Annotated in this window: 10 protein-coding genes; 5 read left to right on the top strand and 5 right to left on the bottom strand. The window is 61.9% G+C overall.

Going from position 1 to position 14,660, the window contains the following annotated elements; genetic code table 11:
* Positions 1 to 28 precede the first annotated feature (28 nt).
* The 4 genes from leuA to dapB all read right to left on the bottom strand — a co-directional run bounded on the left by leuA (position 29) and on the right by dapB (position 8,072).
* Positions 29 to 1,687, bottom strand: a complete 1,659-nt coding sequence (leuA, locus tag WIR04_RS08180) for a 2-isopropylmalate synthase (RefSeq protein ID WP_338891820.1) — start codon at positions 1,685 to 1,687, stop codon at positions 29 to 31.
* A gap of 526 nt (positions 1,688 to 2,213) precedes the next feature.
* Positions 2,214 to 5,438, bottom strand: coding sequence for a carbamoyl-phosphate synthase large subunit (gene carB, locus WIR04_RS08175; protein WP_338891818.1), 3,225 nt, complete (start codon positions 5,436 to 5,438; stop codon positions 2,214 to 2,216).
* A gap of 16 nt (positions 5,439 to 5,454) precedes the next feature.
* Positions 5,455 to 6,591, bottom strand: coding sequence for a glutamine-hydrolyzing carbamoyl-phosphate synthase small subunit (carA, locus tag WIR04_RS08170; RefSeq protein WP_307764421.1), 1,137 nt, complete (start codon positions 6,589 to 6,591; stop codon positions 5,455 to 5,457).
* A 668-nt stretch (positions 6,592 to 7,259) separates the two neighbouring features.
* Positions 7,260 to 8,072, bottom strand: coding sequence for a 4-hydroxy-tetrahydrodipicolinate reductase (dapB, locus tag WIR04_RS08165; protein WP_338891816.1), 813 nt, complete (start codon positions 8,070 to 8,072; stop codon positions 7,260 to 7,262).
* Positions 8,073 to 8,393: 321 nt separating this feature from the next.
* Here dapB and WIR04_RS08160 point away from each other — a divergent pair, with 321 nt between their 5' ends.
* From WIR04_RS08160 to serA, 4 genes are all read left to right on the top strand, one after another.
* Positions 8,394 to 9,740 (top strand): Na+/H+ antiporter NhaC family protein, encoded by a 1,347-nt coding sequence (locus WIR04_RS08160; RefSeq protein ID WP_307764420.1) that lies wholly within the window; start codon positions 8,394 to 8,396, stop codon positions 9,738 to 9,740.
* Positions 9,741 to 9,947: 207 nt separating this feature from the next.
* Positions 9,948 to 10,544 (top strand): 5-formyltetrahydrofolate cyclo-ligase, encoded by a 597-nt coding sequence (locus tag WIR04_RS08155; RefSeq protein ID WP_338891813.1) that lies wholly within the window; start codon positions 9,948 to 9,950, stop codon positions 10,542 to 10,544.
* A 170-nt stretch (positions 10,545 to 10,714) separates the two neighbouring features.
* Positions 10,715 to 11,368 carry a ribose-5-phosphate isomerase RpiA gene (gene rpiA, locus WIR04_RS08150; RefSeq protein ID WP_338891811.1) on the top strand — a complete coding sequence of 218 codons (654 nt, stop codon included), beginning with the start codon at positions 10,715 to 10,717 and terminating at the stop codon, positions 11,366 to 11,368.
* Between the two features lie 208 nt (positions 11,369 to 11,576).
* Positions 11,577 to 12,809, top strand: coding sequence for a phosphoglycerate dehydrogenase (serA, locus tag WIR04_RS08145; protein WP_025327397.1), 1,233 nt, complete (start codon positions 11,577 to 11,579; stop codon positions 12,807 to 12,809).
* Positions 12,810 to 13,002: 193 nt separating this feature from the next.
* On the opposite strand, the gene WIR04_RS08140 is transcribed toward serA, so the two are convergent.
* Positions 13,003 to 13,383 carry a diacylglycerol kinase gene (locus WIR04_RS08140; protein WP_005328065.1) on the bottom strand — a complete coding sequence of 127 codons (381 nt, stop codon included), beginning with the start codon at positions 13,381 to 13,383 and terminating at the stop codon, positions 13,003 to 13,005.
* A 141-nt stretch (positions 13,384 to 13,524) separates the two neighbouring features.
* Between WIR04_RS08140 and WIR04_RS08135 the strand changes: the two genes are divergently transcribed.
* Positions 13,525 to 14,592, top strand: a complete 1,068-nt coding sequence (locus tag WIR04_RS08135; protein ID WP_307764418.1) for a 3-deoxy-7-phosphoheptulonate synthase — start codon at positions 13,525 to 13,527, stop codon at positions 14,590 to 14,592.
* The last annotated feature ends 68 nt before the right edge of the window (positions 14,593 to 14,660 follow it).

Genomic DNA, 14,660 nt, shown 5'->3' with positions numbered 1-14,660 from the left:
CTGGCCTCATCCCAGGCACGCCCGCCCCTCACGCACTCTGGCGCAGGGCGCGGATCTGGGCGGCGCCATTGATCACCGCCTGCAAGGAGGCGTTGACCACATCGCGACCTATGGCCACCCCGCACATGCGCTGGCCGTCGACGCTCAGCAGCACATAGGCGGCGGCGCGGGATTCGGTTCCGGCGCAGAGCGCATGTTCCGAGTAGTCCAGCACGTCGATGTGCATGCCGGTCTGGCGCTCCCAGCCGTTGACCAGGGCCGTGATGGCCCCCTCCCCCTCACCACGGAGCTGCAGGCTGCCGTCCGGGGTCTGCAGCTCGAGGCGCAGTGTCTCCTGGCTGTCGTGGCCGAGCTGGAAGCGACCGATGCGATAACCGTGCGGCGGCTCGAGGTAGTGCTGCTCGAACAGGGCGCGGATCTGCTCCGGGCTGATTTCGCTGCTGCAAGCCTCAGCCTGGGCCTGGACCCGGCGGCTGAAGTCGATCTGCAGCCAGCGCGGCAGTTGCAGGCCAAGATCGCGCTCCAGCAGATAGGTGACGCCCCCCTTGCCGGACTGGCTGTTGATGCGGATCACCGCCTCGTAGCTGCGGCCCAGATCGGAAGGATCGATGGGCAGGTAGGCCACGTCCCAGTAGGCGTCGGGCTTCTCGGCCGCCAGGGACTTGCGGATGGCGTCCTGGTGGCTGCCGGAAAACGCCGTGTAGACCAGCTCGCCGGCATAGGGGTGGCGCGGGTGCAGGGCAATCTGGGTGCAGGCGCCCACTGTCGCCACTATGGCATCCATGTCCGACAAGTCCAGCTCGGGGTCTATGCCCTGGCTGTAGAGGTTCATGGCCATGGTGACTATGTCCATGTTGCCGGTGCGCTCGCCGTTGCCAAGCAGGGTGCCCTCGATACGATCGGCCCCCGCCAGCACCGCCAGCTCGGCGGCGGCCACCCCGCAGCCCCTATCGTTATGGGTGTGGATGGAGATGCTCACCTCGGGGCGCGCCTTGAGGTGGCGGCAGAACCACTCCACCTGATCCGCAAACACGTTGGGGGTGCTCACCTCGACAGTGGCGGGGAGGTTGAGGATCATGGGACGGGCGGCGGGGCGCCACTCGTCGATGACGGCGTCGCACACCTCCACCGCGAACTCCACCTCTGTGCTGCTGAAACTCTCGGGGGAATACTGGAAGCTCCACTCGGTGCCGTGGTTGCGGGCCGCGTATTCCCGCACCCAGCGCGCACCCTGCACGGCGATGGCCTTGACCCCCTCCTTCCCTGAGTTGAACACATAGTTGCGCTGGGTCGGGTTGACCGAGTTGTAGACATGGACGATGGCCCGTTTCACCCCCTTGAGGGAGTCGAAGGTGCGGGCGATGAGATCTTCGCGGGCCTGCACCAGCACCTGGATGGTGACATCGTCCGGAATGAGGTTGCGCTCGATGAGTTCCCGCACGAAGTCAAAGTCGGGTTGGGAGGCGGCGGGGAAACCCACCTCGATATGCTTGAAGCCGACATGGGTCATCAGGGCCCACATTTGCAGCTTCTGGGCCACCGTCATGGGCTCGACCAGCGCCTGGTTGCCGTCCCGCAGGTCCACGGCGCACCAGAGCGGCGCACGCGTCATCACCCGGTTGGGCCACTGTCTGTCCGCCAGTGCGATGACGGGGGCTGGGCGGTATTTGCGATGATCGAAGCTCATATTCAGATTCCCTTGGCAGATATGCTGAGGTGCCAGGCGACCGGGCAGGTAACAGGGGGCAAGGAGGGGGAGCGGGCTGGCGCGATAACGCTGGCCCTGACTGGCGGTGCGGCGGTTACCCCACAGCCGGTTTCCATTGGCCCCTATCGGTGGAAGGGGCCGGCCAGGCTGGCTGGATAAGCCGCTGGCCCTGATCCTCTCGCAACCCTGTGACACTGAATGCTTGCCGGCGCGGACGACCTTGTTTGCTCACGCATGTGATGAGAAACCAGTATAGGGAGGCGTTCGGGGTGAGTGATTGCGAAGGTTGTTGCCAATGGCATCATATAGGCAATTTATGTTCTCACTTAGTCTATTAAAGGGCGTTTTTCACCCTTCATTGTCGCTGTTTACGCCACCCCGTGCATGATGGCCCGATGCGCCCGGGATCCGCCGCCCCCACCAAAAGAAACACCCCGCCATCGCTGGCGGGGTGTTGTCAGGCTTGCATCCAGGGCCGGAAGAGCCGGCCCTGGCCGCGCGCACCTTAGCGGTGCTTGACCTTGTGGTGCAGCTCCTGCACCGAGTTCACGTTGGCGGTGGCATCGACGCTGATGGCCATGCAGGTGGCGAAGGCCGCGTGCAGCGTGGTGGTGTAGGCCACCTTGTGCTGCAGGGCGCCGCGGCGCAGCTGCTTGGAGTCCTGGATGGCCTGACGACCCTCGGCGGTGTTGACGATGTAGGTGTACTCGCCATTCTTGATGCGATCCAGAATGTGCGGACGGCCTTCATGCACCTTGTTCACCAGACGGGGGTTGATGCTCGCCTCCCCCAGGGTCACGGCGGTGCCGTGAGTGGCGTCGAGGTCATAACCCAGCTCCAGCAACTTGGCAGCCAGGTTCACCACCCGCTCCTTGTCGCCGTGGCGCACCGAGAGCAGGGCGCGGCCTTCGCTCGGCACCTGGTGGCCGGCACCCAGCTGAGCCTTGGCATAGGCCTCGGCGAAGCTGCTGCCCACCCCCATCACCTCGCCGGTGGAGCGCATTTCTGGCCCCAGCAGCGGATCCACCCCCGGGAACTTCGCAAAGGGCAGCACCACCTCTTTGACCGAGTAGTAGGGCGGGATGATCTCGGTGGTGAAACCTTGATCCTGCAGGCTCTGACCGGCCATGACGCGGGCGGCAATCTTGGCCAGCGGGGCACCGGTGGCCTTGGAGACGAATGGCACTGTCCGGGCGGCGCGCGGGTTCACCTCGATGAGGTAGATCTCGTTGTCTTTCACCGCGAACTGCACGTTCATCAAGCCCACCACGCCGAGTTCCAGCGCCAGCTTGCGTACCTGCTCGCGCATCTCGTCCTGGATGGCCTTGGACAGGGTGTAGGGCGGCAGGGAGCAGGCGGAGTCACCGGAGTGGATACCGGCCTGCTCGATGTGCTCCATGATGCCGCCGATGACCACGTCCACGCCGTCACAGATGGCGTCCACATCCACCTCGGTGGCGTCGTCGAGGAAGCGATCCAGCAGTACCGGCGACTCGTTGGAGACGCTCACGGCTTCGGCGAAGTAGCGGCGCAGATCCTGCTCGTCATAGACGATTTCCATGGCGCGGCCACCCAGTACATAGGAGGGGCGCACTACCAGGGGGTAGGTGATGCGGGCGGCGACCTGTACCGCCTGCTCCAGGGCGGTGACGGTGCCGTTTTCCGGCTGCTTGAGGCCGAGGCGCTCGACGGCGGACTGGAAACGCTCGCGGTCTTCGGCGCGGTCGATGGCATCCGGGCTGGTGCCGATGACAGGCACGCCGTTCGCTTCCAGGGCACGGGCAAGCTTGAGCGGGGTCTGACCGCCGTACTGGACGATGACGCCCTTGGGCTGCTCGACCCGCACGATTTCCAGCACGTCTTCCAGGGTCACCGGCTCGAAATAGAGACGGTCGGAGGTGTCGTAGTCGGTGGAGACGGTTTCCGGGTTGCAGTTGACCATGATGGTCTCGTAACCGTCTTCGCGCAGGGCCAGGGCCGCGTGCACGCAGCAGTAGTCAAACTCGATGCCCTGACCGATGCGGTTCGGGCCGCCACCGATGATCATGATCTTGTCACGATTGGTCGGGGCCGCTTCGCACTCCTCGTCATAGCTGGAGTACATGTAGGCGGTGTTGGTGGCAAACTCGGCGGCGCAGGTATCGACCCGCTTGTAGACCGGGAAGATGTTGTGGCGGGCACGGGCTTTGCGCACCTCGCCCTCGGCCACGCCGAGGATCTTGGCCAGACGAGCGTCGGCGAAGCCCTTGCGCTTCAGGGTGCGCAGGAAGTCGGCGTCAAGGCCAGCCATGCCGCGCTCTTTCACCTGCTCTTCCAGCTTCACCAGCTCTTCGATCTGCACCAGGAACCAGGGGTCAATCTTGGTCAGCTTGAAGATGCCGTCCATGGAGAGGCCGGCGCGGAACGCATCGGCGATGTACCAGATCCGGTCGCAACCGGCATCCTGCAGCTCGTGGCGGATGCGGGTCAGGGAGTCGGGGGCATTGAGGTCCACCATGGGGTCGAAGCCGGTCTTGCCGGTCTCGAGGCTGCGCAGCGCCTTGTGCAGGGACTCCTGGAAGTTGCGGCCGATGGCCATCACTTCACCGACGGACTTCATCTGAGTGGTGAGACGGTCGTTGGCACCGGCAAACTTCTCGAAGTTGAAGCGCGGGATCTTGGTGACCACATAGTCGATGGCCGGCTCGAAGGAGGCCGGAGTGCGACCGCCGGTGATGTCGTTCATCAGCTCGTCCAGGGTGTAACCGATGGCGAGCTTGGCGGCGATCTTGGCGATGGGGAAACCGGTCGCCTTGGAGGCCAGCGCGGAGGAGCGGGAGACCCGCGGGTTCATCTCGATGATGACCATGCGGCCATCTTTCGGGTTGATGCCGAACTGGACGTTGGAGCCGCCGGTCTCGACACCGATCTCGCGCAGCACCGCCATGGAGGCGTTGCGCATCAGCTGGTACTCCTTGTCGGTCAGCGTCTGGGCTGGCGCGACAGTGATGGAGTCACCGGTGTGGATACCCATGGGGTCGAAGTTTTCGATGGCGCAGACGATGATGCAGTTGTCGTTGCGATCCCGCACCACTTCCATCTCGTACTCTTTCCAGCCGATCAGGGACTCATCGATGAGCAGCTCCTTGGTCGGAGAGAGATCCAGGCCGCGCTCGCAGATCTCGACGAACTCTTCGGTGTTGTAGGCGATGCCGCCACCCGAGCCGCCCATGGTGAAGGAGGGACGGATGATGCAGGGGAAGCCGACCATCTGCTGCACCTTCCACGCCTCTTCCATGTTGTGGGCGATGCCGGCACGGGGGCACTCCAGGCCAATGCTCTTCATGGCGATGTCGAAGCGACGACGATCTTCCGCCTTGTCAATGGCATCGGCGGTGGCGCCTATCATCTCCACACCGAACTCCGCCAGCACGCCGTGCTTCTCCAGATCCAGCGCGCAGTTGAGCGCAGTCTGGCCGCCCATGGTGGGCAGTACGGCATCCGGACGCTCTTTCTTGATGATCTCGCGCACCACTTCCCAGGTGATGGGCTCGATGTAGGTGGCGTCCGCCATCTCGGGGTCGGTCATGATGGTGGCCGGGTTGGAGTTCACCAGGATGACGCGGTAGCCCTCCTCGCGCAGGGCCTTGCAGGCCTGGGCGCCGGAGTAGTCGAATTCGCAGGCCTGACCGATGACGATGGGGCCGGCGCCGAGGATCAGGATGCTCTGTAGGTCGTTACGTTTTGGCATGGCTCTCTTTATCCTCTTAGGCGCGATACTGCTTAATCAATTCAATAAAGTGGTCGAACAGACCGGCACAATCGTGGGGGCCCGGGCTCGCTTCGGGGTGACCCTGGAAGCTGAAGGCCGGACGATCGGTGCGATGTATGCCTTGCAGGGAGCCGTCGAACAGGGAGACGTGGGTGGCACGCAGGCACTCCGGCAGGCTGTTCTCGTCCACCGCAAAGCCGTGGTTCTGGGCGGTGATCATGACGGTGTTGTCATCGAGGCTCTTCACCGGGTGGTTGGCACCGTGGTGACCGAACTTCATCTTGACTGTCTTGGCGCCGGAGGCCAGACCCAGCAGCTGGTGACCCAGGCAGATGCCGAACACAGGGGTGTTGGTCCCGAGGAAGGTCTTGATGGCCTCGATGGCGTAGTCGCACGGCTCGGGGTCACCGGGGCCGTTGGAGAGGAAGATGCCATCGGGGTTCATCGCCAGCACCTCGGCGGCCGGGGTCTTGGCCGGCACCACGGTCAGGCGGCAGCCACGGTCCACCAGCATGCGCAAGATGTTGCGCTTGACGCCAAAGTCGTAAGCCACCACGTGGTACTTGAGCTCGTCGGCCTCCGGGGTAACGTGCCCCTTGCCAAGCTGCCAGCTGCCTTCGGTCCAGGCGTAGGCTTCGCTAACCGTCACTTCCTTGGCCAGATCCATCCCCTTGAGGCCGGGGAAGGCGCGGGCCTGGCTCAGGGCATGGGCTTCATCGAGCTGCTTGCCGGCCAGGATGCAACCGGCCTGGGCACCCTTCTCCCTCAGGATACGGGTCAGTTTGCGGGTGTCGATGTCGGCGATGCCAACGATGTTGTGAGACTTGAGGTAATCGGAGAGGGATTGCTGATTGCGGAAATTGGAGGCAAGTATCGGAAGGTCCCGGATGATCAATCCCTGCGCGTGGATTTGACTGGACTCTTCATCTTCGCTGTTGGTGCCGGTGTTGCCTATATGGGGGTAAGTGAGGGTGACTATCTGACGGGAATAAGAGGGATCGGTGAGGATTTCCTGATAGCCCGTCATCGACGTATTGAAAACCACTTCACCAACGGAACATCCCTCGGCGCCTATCGACACGCCTTTGAACACAGTTCCATCTTCCAGCACTAGCAATGCAGTGTGATTCAAGACAACCTCCAGTTATTTAGCTTTAAATTCAGCAATTTACCTGGGTGTTGCGGGTCCGGACGCTGTTTGAAACAGGGCTCAAACCCGGCAGATTTCTGGCAAATTGGGCGCATTCTACTTAAAAACGATCTCATTTCAACGTCTTTTCTCGTTTGAAATGCATCTAAATTCAATAAACAAGCAACATTACCCATTATCTATGCACTAAGGCGCTTTGCAACCCCCTCCCCCAAAAGAAAAGCCAAAACCCGAAACAAAAGCACCCACCCATACTACCCAGAAGACAAAAATCGATATTTTATCGTTAATAAACAGATGAATATGAATTTAAAAAACAAACAACGAAAGCCAAAAAGTGCCATTTGGCGATAGAAAACTGACCAAGAAAAATAGAAAACGTTTTTCTTTGATTGCATTTTTAGTCTGTTTGGTTGGATGTGAAAAAAGTGGGCTACAGGGCAGGTTGAGACCCAATCCCGTTACCCTCTGATGACATTTTTGTCGCAGGAGTGTGGCACAGGAGTGAGAAGTGGGAGATTTAGGCAGGTTCACCACAAAAGCGGTGCTTAACGCTTGTTTTTACAAAAACCATAAACAAAACCCCGGCGAGCCGGGGTCTGACAACCAGAGCGGGGGGAGGAGAGCCCTTGTCGGGCTCCCGCTGTGCCCTATTTGAGGTCGAGCACGTCCTGCATGTCGTAGAGACCCGCGCCCTGCTGGCCGAGCCACTTGCCCGCCCGCACGGCGCCATTGGCAAAGGTCAGGCGGCTCGAGGCCTTGTGGCTGATCTCCACCCGCTCGCCGATGTCGGCAAACATGACGGTGTGCTCCCCCACCAGATCCCCGGCGCGAATGGTGGCAAAGCCGATGGTGTTGCGATCCCGCTCGCCGGTGATCCCCTCGCGGCCATAGACGGCGCACTCTTTCAAGTCACGTCCGAGGGTCTTGGCCACCACTTCCCCCATGGAGAGCGCGGTGCCGGACGGTGCATCCACCTTGTGCCTGTGGTGCCCCTCGATGATCTCGATGTCGGTGTAATCCCCCATCACCTTGGCGGCCTGCTCCAGCAGCTTGAACACCAGGTTGACGCCGACCGAGTAGTTGGACGCGAAGACGATGCCGATCTGCTTGCCCGCCTCGTGCAGCGCGGCCTTGCCTGCCTCGTCAAAGCCGGTGGTGCCTATCACCATCTGCTTGCCATGGGCCAGGGCGAAGGTCAGGTTGGCCAGGGTCACCTCGGGACGGGTGAAGTCGATGATGAGATCGAACTCATCGCGCACCTTGTCCAGGCTGTCGCTGATGTTGACCCCAAGTCGGCCCAGGCCATTGAGTTCACCCGCATCCAGGCCTATCACGGCAGAGCCGGGTCGCTCCAGCGCCGCACCCACCACCACGCCCTCGGCGTTGGTGATGGCCTCCAGCAGCACCTTGCCCATACGACCATTACAGCCCATCACGGCCACACGGATCGGATTGTCCATCTCCACCCTCTCATCTCTTTATTATGGAAAGAGACCGTTTTACCAGCCCGCGCCGGCTTTGAAAAGCCTTCCGTAGCCGCTCGCGCAACGCCGCCACATCAACAACAAATTACCATTAAATCCGAATAATTGACGGATTTAATCAGTACATCAGAATCACAAGAGAAAAAGACTTATCCATCTGGACGTCTATCTTGACCAGGTGTCCCCGACTCACTACTGTAAGCCCCCCATAGCGGCAGGATGCCTACCCTGTGTCCGAGCATACTCGGGCCAACACAGGCTGCGACAGGAGGTCATTGTTCAAGTTTCGAGGAACACATGATCCAGACCCAACCCAGTGCCAGAGCCCTGCTGCCCCTTCTGGTCTTTCTTGCTCTCTTCATCGGTACCGGCACCTGGCTGACCCTGCAGGGGGTCGAGTTCGCCTTCTACCAGCTGCCCGCCCCCGTGGCCGCCCTGCCCGCCGTCATGCTGGCGCTGATGCTGGGTAAAGAGGGCTTCAACCGCAACCTTGAGACCTTCTTCAAGGGGGTGGGTGACAGCAACATCATGGCCATGTGCCTCATCTATCTGCTGGCGGGTGCCTTCGCCACCGTGGCCAAGGCCACCGGCGGGGTGGATGCCACCGTCGCCCTCGGCCTCTCCCTGATCCCGGGCTGGTTCCTGCTGCCGGGACTCTTCCTTATCTCCGCCTTCATTGCCACCGCCATGGGTACCTCAATGGGCACCATAGGGGCCGTGGCCCCCGTAGCCCTCGGCGTCGCCCAGGCCACCGGCATAGATCCCGTGCTGATGGCGGGCACCATTCTCTCCGGTGCCATGTTCGGCGACAACCTCTCCATCATCTCGGACACCACCATAGCGGCGACCCGCAGCCAGGGCTGCGAGATGAAGGACAAGTTCCGCGAGAACGTCAAGATTGCCGCCCCCGCCGCCGTGCTGGTGATCCTGCTCTACCTGCTGCTGGGCTCCACTGGTGAGGCTCCCACCGCCACCGCCAGCGCGGATCTGCTCAAGGTGATGCCCTACCTGCTGATCCTGGTGCTGGCACTCGGTGGCATGAACGTCTTCGTGGTGCTCGGCCTTGGCATCCTGGCCGCCGGTGGCGTAGGCATGATCGGAGGCTATCCCCTGGGCCAGTTCAGCAAGGACATCTACCAGGGCTTCACCAGCATGCAGGAGATCTTCCTGCTCTCCATGCTCATCGGTGGCCTCGGCGCCCTGATGGAGCGTCAGGGAGGCCTTGCCTGGATCAGCGCCCGCATCGCCGCCCTCATCGCGCGCTTCACCCGTCATCATGACGGCGAGCAAAACGAGAAGGCCGCCGAGCTCGGCATCGCCGGCGTGGTGGGGCTGACCAACCTCTGCACCGCCAACAATACGGTGGCCATCATAGTCGCCAGCAAGGTGGCCCGGGATCTGGCGGAGCATCACGGTGTCACCCCGCGCCGCGCCGCCTCCATGCTGGATATCTTCTCCTGCGTGGTGCAGGGCTTGATCCCCTGGGGCGCCCAGGCGCTGCTGCTGGGCTCCATCTTCGCCCTCTCCCCCCTGGCCGTGGTGAGCATGAGCTTCTATCCCATGGCCCTGGGGCTGGCCGCTCTCATCGCCGTCTTTATCAAGCACCAGGTACGCGGCGGCGCCGATAGCCGACAGGTCGCCTGATCATCAGCTGGGGCTAGCCGCCATAGTGGCGGTGTTCGTCAAGCACCAGTTGCGAACGGCGGCCGAGCCATCGGCGCAGGTCTAAACAACTTCATCAGGCCGGGCACTCGTGTCCGGCCTGATGCCAACCTTGCCCTTCCCCGCTTTTCATCCCGATGGCCCCTTGTTAAGGTAACCCAGTCCCTTAGCCCCACCACAGGAGCCCCCATGCCGGATACCCAGCCCGAGCGGCAGAGCCTGCGCCAACTGATCCGCCAACGCAGAAAGAGCCTGAGTCAGGCCGAGCAGCAGGCGGCGGCCCAGCAGCTGGTCACGCGTTTTCAGGAACACCCCGAGATCCAGGCGGCCAGACGCATCGCCCTCTACCTGGCCAATGACGGCGAGCTCGATCCCCTGCCCGCCATTCACTGGCTCTGGAGCCAGCGCAAGGAGGTCTTCCTGCCGGTGCTGCACCCCTTCACCCCGGGTCACCTGCTCTTCTTGCGCTACACCGCCACCAGCCCCATGACCCGCAACCGCTATGGCATCGCCGAGCCCGAACTCGATGTGCAGCAGGTACTGCCCCACAGCATGCTGGATCTTATCTGCACCCCGCTGGTGGCCTTCGATGCCGAGGGCAACCGGCTCGGCATGGGGGGCGGCTATTACGATCGCACCCTGGCCTGCTGGCACGAACACGGGCTGGGCCCAAGACCGCTGGGGCTCGCCCACGACTGCCAGCAGGTGGAGTCAGTGCCCCAGGCGCAGTGGGACGTGCCCCTGCCCCAGATCATCACCCCCGCCCGTTGCTGGCGCTTCTCCTAGCAAGCTCGGCCCTGCTGCCGGGGGCTGGTTCCCCTTCCCCCGCCCCTTGGCTCAATAAACAGGCAAACGATTTACATCTTGGGGCTTTTTGCCCCGGAACGTGACCGCCATGGTCGCTCTGGAGAGGATGCTTGGATATAATGCGCCCGCTTTTTCCATAAGGATCCATCATGACTCAAGATGAAATGAAGAAGGCGGCCGGTTGGGCTGCGCTCAAATACGTGGTACCCGGCACCATCGTCGGGGTGGGCACCGGCTCTACCGTCAATCACTTCATCGACGCACTGGCGACCATGAAGGACGAGATCAAGGGCGCGGTATCGAGCTCCATCGCCTCCACCGAGCGCCTCAAGGGTTTCGGCATCCCGGTGTTTGATCTCAACGACATCGATGCCCTCTCCGTCTACGTGGATGGTGCCGACGAGATCAACGGAACCCGCGACATGATCAAGGGGGGCGGCGCCGCCCTGACCCGCGAGAAGATAGTCGCGGCCGTGGCCGACCAGTTCATCTGCATCATCGACAACACCAAGACCGTCGAGGTGCTGGGCCAGTTCCCGCTGCCGGTCGAAGTGATCCCCATGGCCCGCGAATACGTGGCCCGCGAGATCAGGAAGCTGGGTGGCAACCCGGTCTGGCGTGAGGGTGTGGTGACCGACAACGGCAACATCATTCTGGACGTCAAGGGCATGGCCATCACAGACGCCAAAGAGCTGGAAGTGCAGCTCAACGCCATCGTCGGCGTGGTCACCAACGGCCTGTTCGCCCACCGCGGCGCCGATGTGGTGTTGATCGGCACCCCAGATGGGGTTGTGACCCAATAATCACAGCCTGAATGGACAACGGCGCCTGATGGCGCCGTTTCTATTTATGGCTCAATGGGTTGCACCAGGCAGGCTGCAAAAAACGTTGATAACTTCAAAGAATTTGACTTTCGTCACAAATATTCCCTCTCCCAAACGTTTTTGCTACTTTACGGTTTTCTTCACACCGCAAGCCTGAACGCATTTTTCAAACAATAGAGGGAACGTCATGACAGCCAAGTTTTCGCTGGACAAGGATAAGATCAAAGTACTGCTGCTGGAGGGAGTGCATCCCAACACGGTAGAGACCTTTCGGGCAGCCGGCTACACCAATGTTGAGTATCTGAAGACCTCACTGTCGGAAGAGGAGCTGATCGAGCGCATTCGTGACGTGCATTTCGTGGGCCTGCGTTCACGCACCCAGATCACCGAGAAGGTGCTGGATGCCGCCGGCAAGCTGGTGGCCATCGGCTGTTTCTGCATCGGCACCAACCAGGTCTCCCTGGATGCCGCCCACGTACGCGGCATCCCCGTCTTCAACGCACCCTTCTCCAACACCCGCTCCGTGGCCGAACTGGTGCTGGGGGAGATACTGCTGCTGCTGCGCGGCATCCCCGAGAAGAACGCCAAGTGCCATCGCGGCGTCTGGGAGAAGCTGGCCAACCGCTCGGTGGAAGCCCGCGGCAAGAAGCTCGGCATCATCGGCTACGGCCACATCGGCACCCAGCTTGGCATCATCGCCGAGATGATCGGCATGAAGGTCTACTACTACGACATCGAGAACAAGCTCTCTCTGGGCAACGCCATCCAGGTGCCGAACCTGGTGGAGCTGCTCAACATGTCTGACGTCATCAGCCTGCACGTGCCGGAGACCGCCTCCACCAAGGATCTCATCGGCGCCGAGCAGCTGCGCATGATGAAACCGGGCGCCATCTTCATCAACGCCTCCCGCGGTACCGTGGTGGACATCGATGCCTTGGCCGACGTCATCAAGAGCGGTCACCTCTCCGGCGCCGCCATCGACGTCTTCCCGAGCGAGCCCAAGTCCAACGACGAGGAGTTCCTGACTCCGCTGCGCGGCCTGGACAACGTCATCCTGACCCCCCATATCGGCGGCTCCACCCAGGAAGCCCAGGAAAACATCGGTCTGGAAGTGGCCAACAAGCTGGTCAAATACTCAGACAACGGCTCCACCCTCTCCGCCGTCAACTTCCCGGAAGTCTCACTGCCGGGCCACAAGGGCTCCAGCCGTCTGCTGCACATCCACCGCAACCAGCCGGGCGTGATGAACCAGATCAACCAGATCTTCGCCGACGAGGGGATCAACATCGCCGGTCAGTACCTGCAGACCAGCAGCGAGATCGGTTATGTGGTGATCGACGTGGAGACGGAACACAGCGAGAAGGCGCTCTCCCGTCTCAAGGAGATCAACGGCACCATCCGTGCCCGGATCCTGCACTGATGCCCTGAGCCGGCGCTCGGCCAGCAAAAAGCCCGTCATCTGACGGGCTTTTTTATGCTGCAGAACCTAAATCCTGTTCGCTCCCTTCTCCCCTCGCGGGAGAAGGGTTGGGGATGAGGGGCGAGAAGATACAACCCTCACCCTGCCCTCTCCCAGAGGGAGAGGGTGCAAACTCACCCGCAAGATATGTGCTCTACCACCACCCCAGCAGATTGCGGCCAATCAAGGCGCCCCACACCAGGGCATTGAGGGCAAGGGCGATGAAGACGGCGGCGGAGCCGAGATCCTTGGCACGTCCCGACAGCTCGTGATGCTCTGAGCCGATGCGATCCACCACCGCCTCTATGGCGGAGTTGAGCACCTCGACGATCACCACCAGCCAGCTGATGCAGATGAGCAGCAGGATCTCGTTGAGGGAGTTGCCGAGCCAGCCGGCCAGCGGCATCAGAGCCAAGACAAGCACCAGCTCCTGACGGAAGGCCGCCTCGTTAATCCAGGCCGACTTGAGACCCTTCATGCTGTAACCTGTTGCGTTGATGATGCGGGTGACCCCGGTCGCGCCTGGCTTTGCCACGATAACTACCTCATTTGAAATGGCTTTTAGGCTCACATCCTATCAGAGCCTCCCAAGGTTTCCATCGGGGGATTTTTGCTTTATTTTATCCCCTTGCATTTTGGCATCCCGCCCCCCTTATTCACTCGAGAATAGAGTCGTATGTCCATTCACACCGATGAATTGCGCACCCGTCGCCTGGAGTCTCTGATCACTCCGAGCGAGCTGGCGCACGCCTTCCCGTTAAACGACACCGTCGCCCAGAATCTGCTGGATGCCCGCCACGATGTAGAAGCCATTCTGGCCGGTGAGGATCAGCGCCTGCTGGTCATCGTCGGCCCCTGCTCCATCCACGATCCCGCCGCCGCCCGCGAATACGCCCAGCGCCTCAATACCCTGCGCGAGCAATACAAGGAGAGCCTGTGCATAGTAATGCGCACCTACTTCGAGAAGCCGCGCACCATCGTCGGCTGGAAGGGGCTGATCAACGATCCGCGCCTCGACGGCAGTTTCGATGTGAATGAAGGGTTGAAGCTGGCCCGCCAGCTGCTGGTGGACATCAACGAGATGGGCATGCCCACCGCCACCGAATTCCTCGACATGGTGACCGGCCAGTACATCAGCGACCTCATCACCTGGGGCGCCATAGGGGCGCGCACCACAGAATCCCAGGTGCACCGCGAGATGGCCTCCGCCCTCTCCTGCCCGGTGGGCTTCAAGAACGGCACCGACGGCAACACCCGCATCGCCATCGATGCGGTGCGCGCCGCCCGCCACAGCCACATCTTCTATTCCCCGGACAAGGACGGCAAGATGACCATCTACCGTACCGCCGGCAACCCCTATGGCCACGTGATCCTCCGTGGCGGCCACAGGCCCAACTACGACACCGCCAGCATCGACGAGGCCTGTGAGGCCCTGGCCGACGTGGGCCTGCCGGAGCGTCTGGTGGTGGATTTCAGCCACGGCAACAGCATGAAGGATCACCGTCGCCAGCTGCTGGTGGCGCAGGATATCTGCGATCAGCTGCGCCGCGGCCGCACCGGCATCGCCGGCATCATGGCCGAGAGCTTCCTGGTGGAAGGGCGTCAGGATGTGGAGAACGGCTGCGCCGTCACCTTCGGTCAGAGCATCACCGATGCCTGCCTGTCCTGGGCCGACACCGAGACCCTGCTGGCCATGCTGGCCGAGGCAGCCCAGGTGCGGCTGGAGAAAACCCGCCAGGGTTAACGGCTGCGTCATCCTCCTTGGGCCAGAGCATCACGGATGCCTGGCTATCGTGCGTGGGAAGACACCGA

The organism is Aeromonas rivipollensis (assembly GCF_037811135.1).
In the GTDB taxonomy this organism is placed as follows: domain Bacteria; phylum Pseudomonadota; class Gammaproteobacteria; order Enterobacterales; family Aeromonadaceae; genus Aeromonas; species Aeromonas rivipollensis.
The sequence above is the reverse complement of the archived record's forward strand: the minus strand, read 5'-3'. Positions and strand labels throughout refer to the sequence as shown.

What these genes read in the sequence shown, in the direction of transcription:
- leuA (WP_338891820.1), bottom strand. Translation starts at nt 1,687, where the DNA reads ATGAGCTTCGATCATCGCAAATACCGCCCAGCCCCCGTCATCGCACTG.
- carB (WP_338891818.1), bottom strand. Translation starts at nt 5,438, where the DNA reads ATGCCAAAACGTAACGACCTACAGAGCATCCTGATCCTCGGCGCCGGC.
- dapB (WP_338891816.1), bottom strand. Translation starts at nt 8,072, where the DNA reads ATGGACAATCCGATCCGTGTGGCCGTGATGGGCTGTAATGGTCGTATG.
- WIR04_RS08160 (WP_307764420.1), top strand. Translation starts at nt 8,394, where the DNA reads ATGATCCAGACCCAACCCAGTGCCAGAGCCCTGCTGCCCCTTCTGGTC.
- WIR04_RS08155 (WP_338891813.1), top strand. Translation starts at nt 9,948, where the DNA reads ATGCCGGATACCCAGCCCGAGCGGCAGAGCCTGCGCCAACTGATCCGC.
- rpiA (WP_338891811.1), top strand. Translation starts at nt 10,715, where the DNA reads ATGACTCAAGATGAAATGAAGAAGGCGGCCGGTTGGGCTGCGCTCAAA.
- serA (WP_025327397.1), top strand. Translation starts at nt 11,577, where the DNA reads ATGACAGCCAAGTTTTCGCTGGACAAGGATAAGATCAAAGTACTGCTG.
- WIR04_RS08135 (WP_307764418.1), top strand. Translation starts at nt 13,525, where the DNA reads ATGTCCATTCACACCGATGAATTGCGCACCCGTCGCCTGGAGTCTCTG.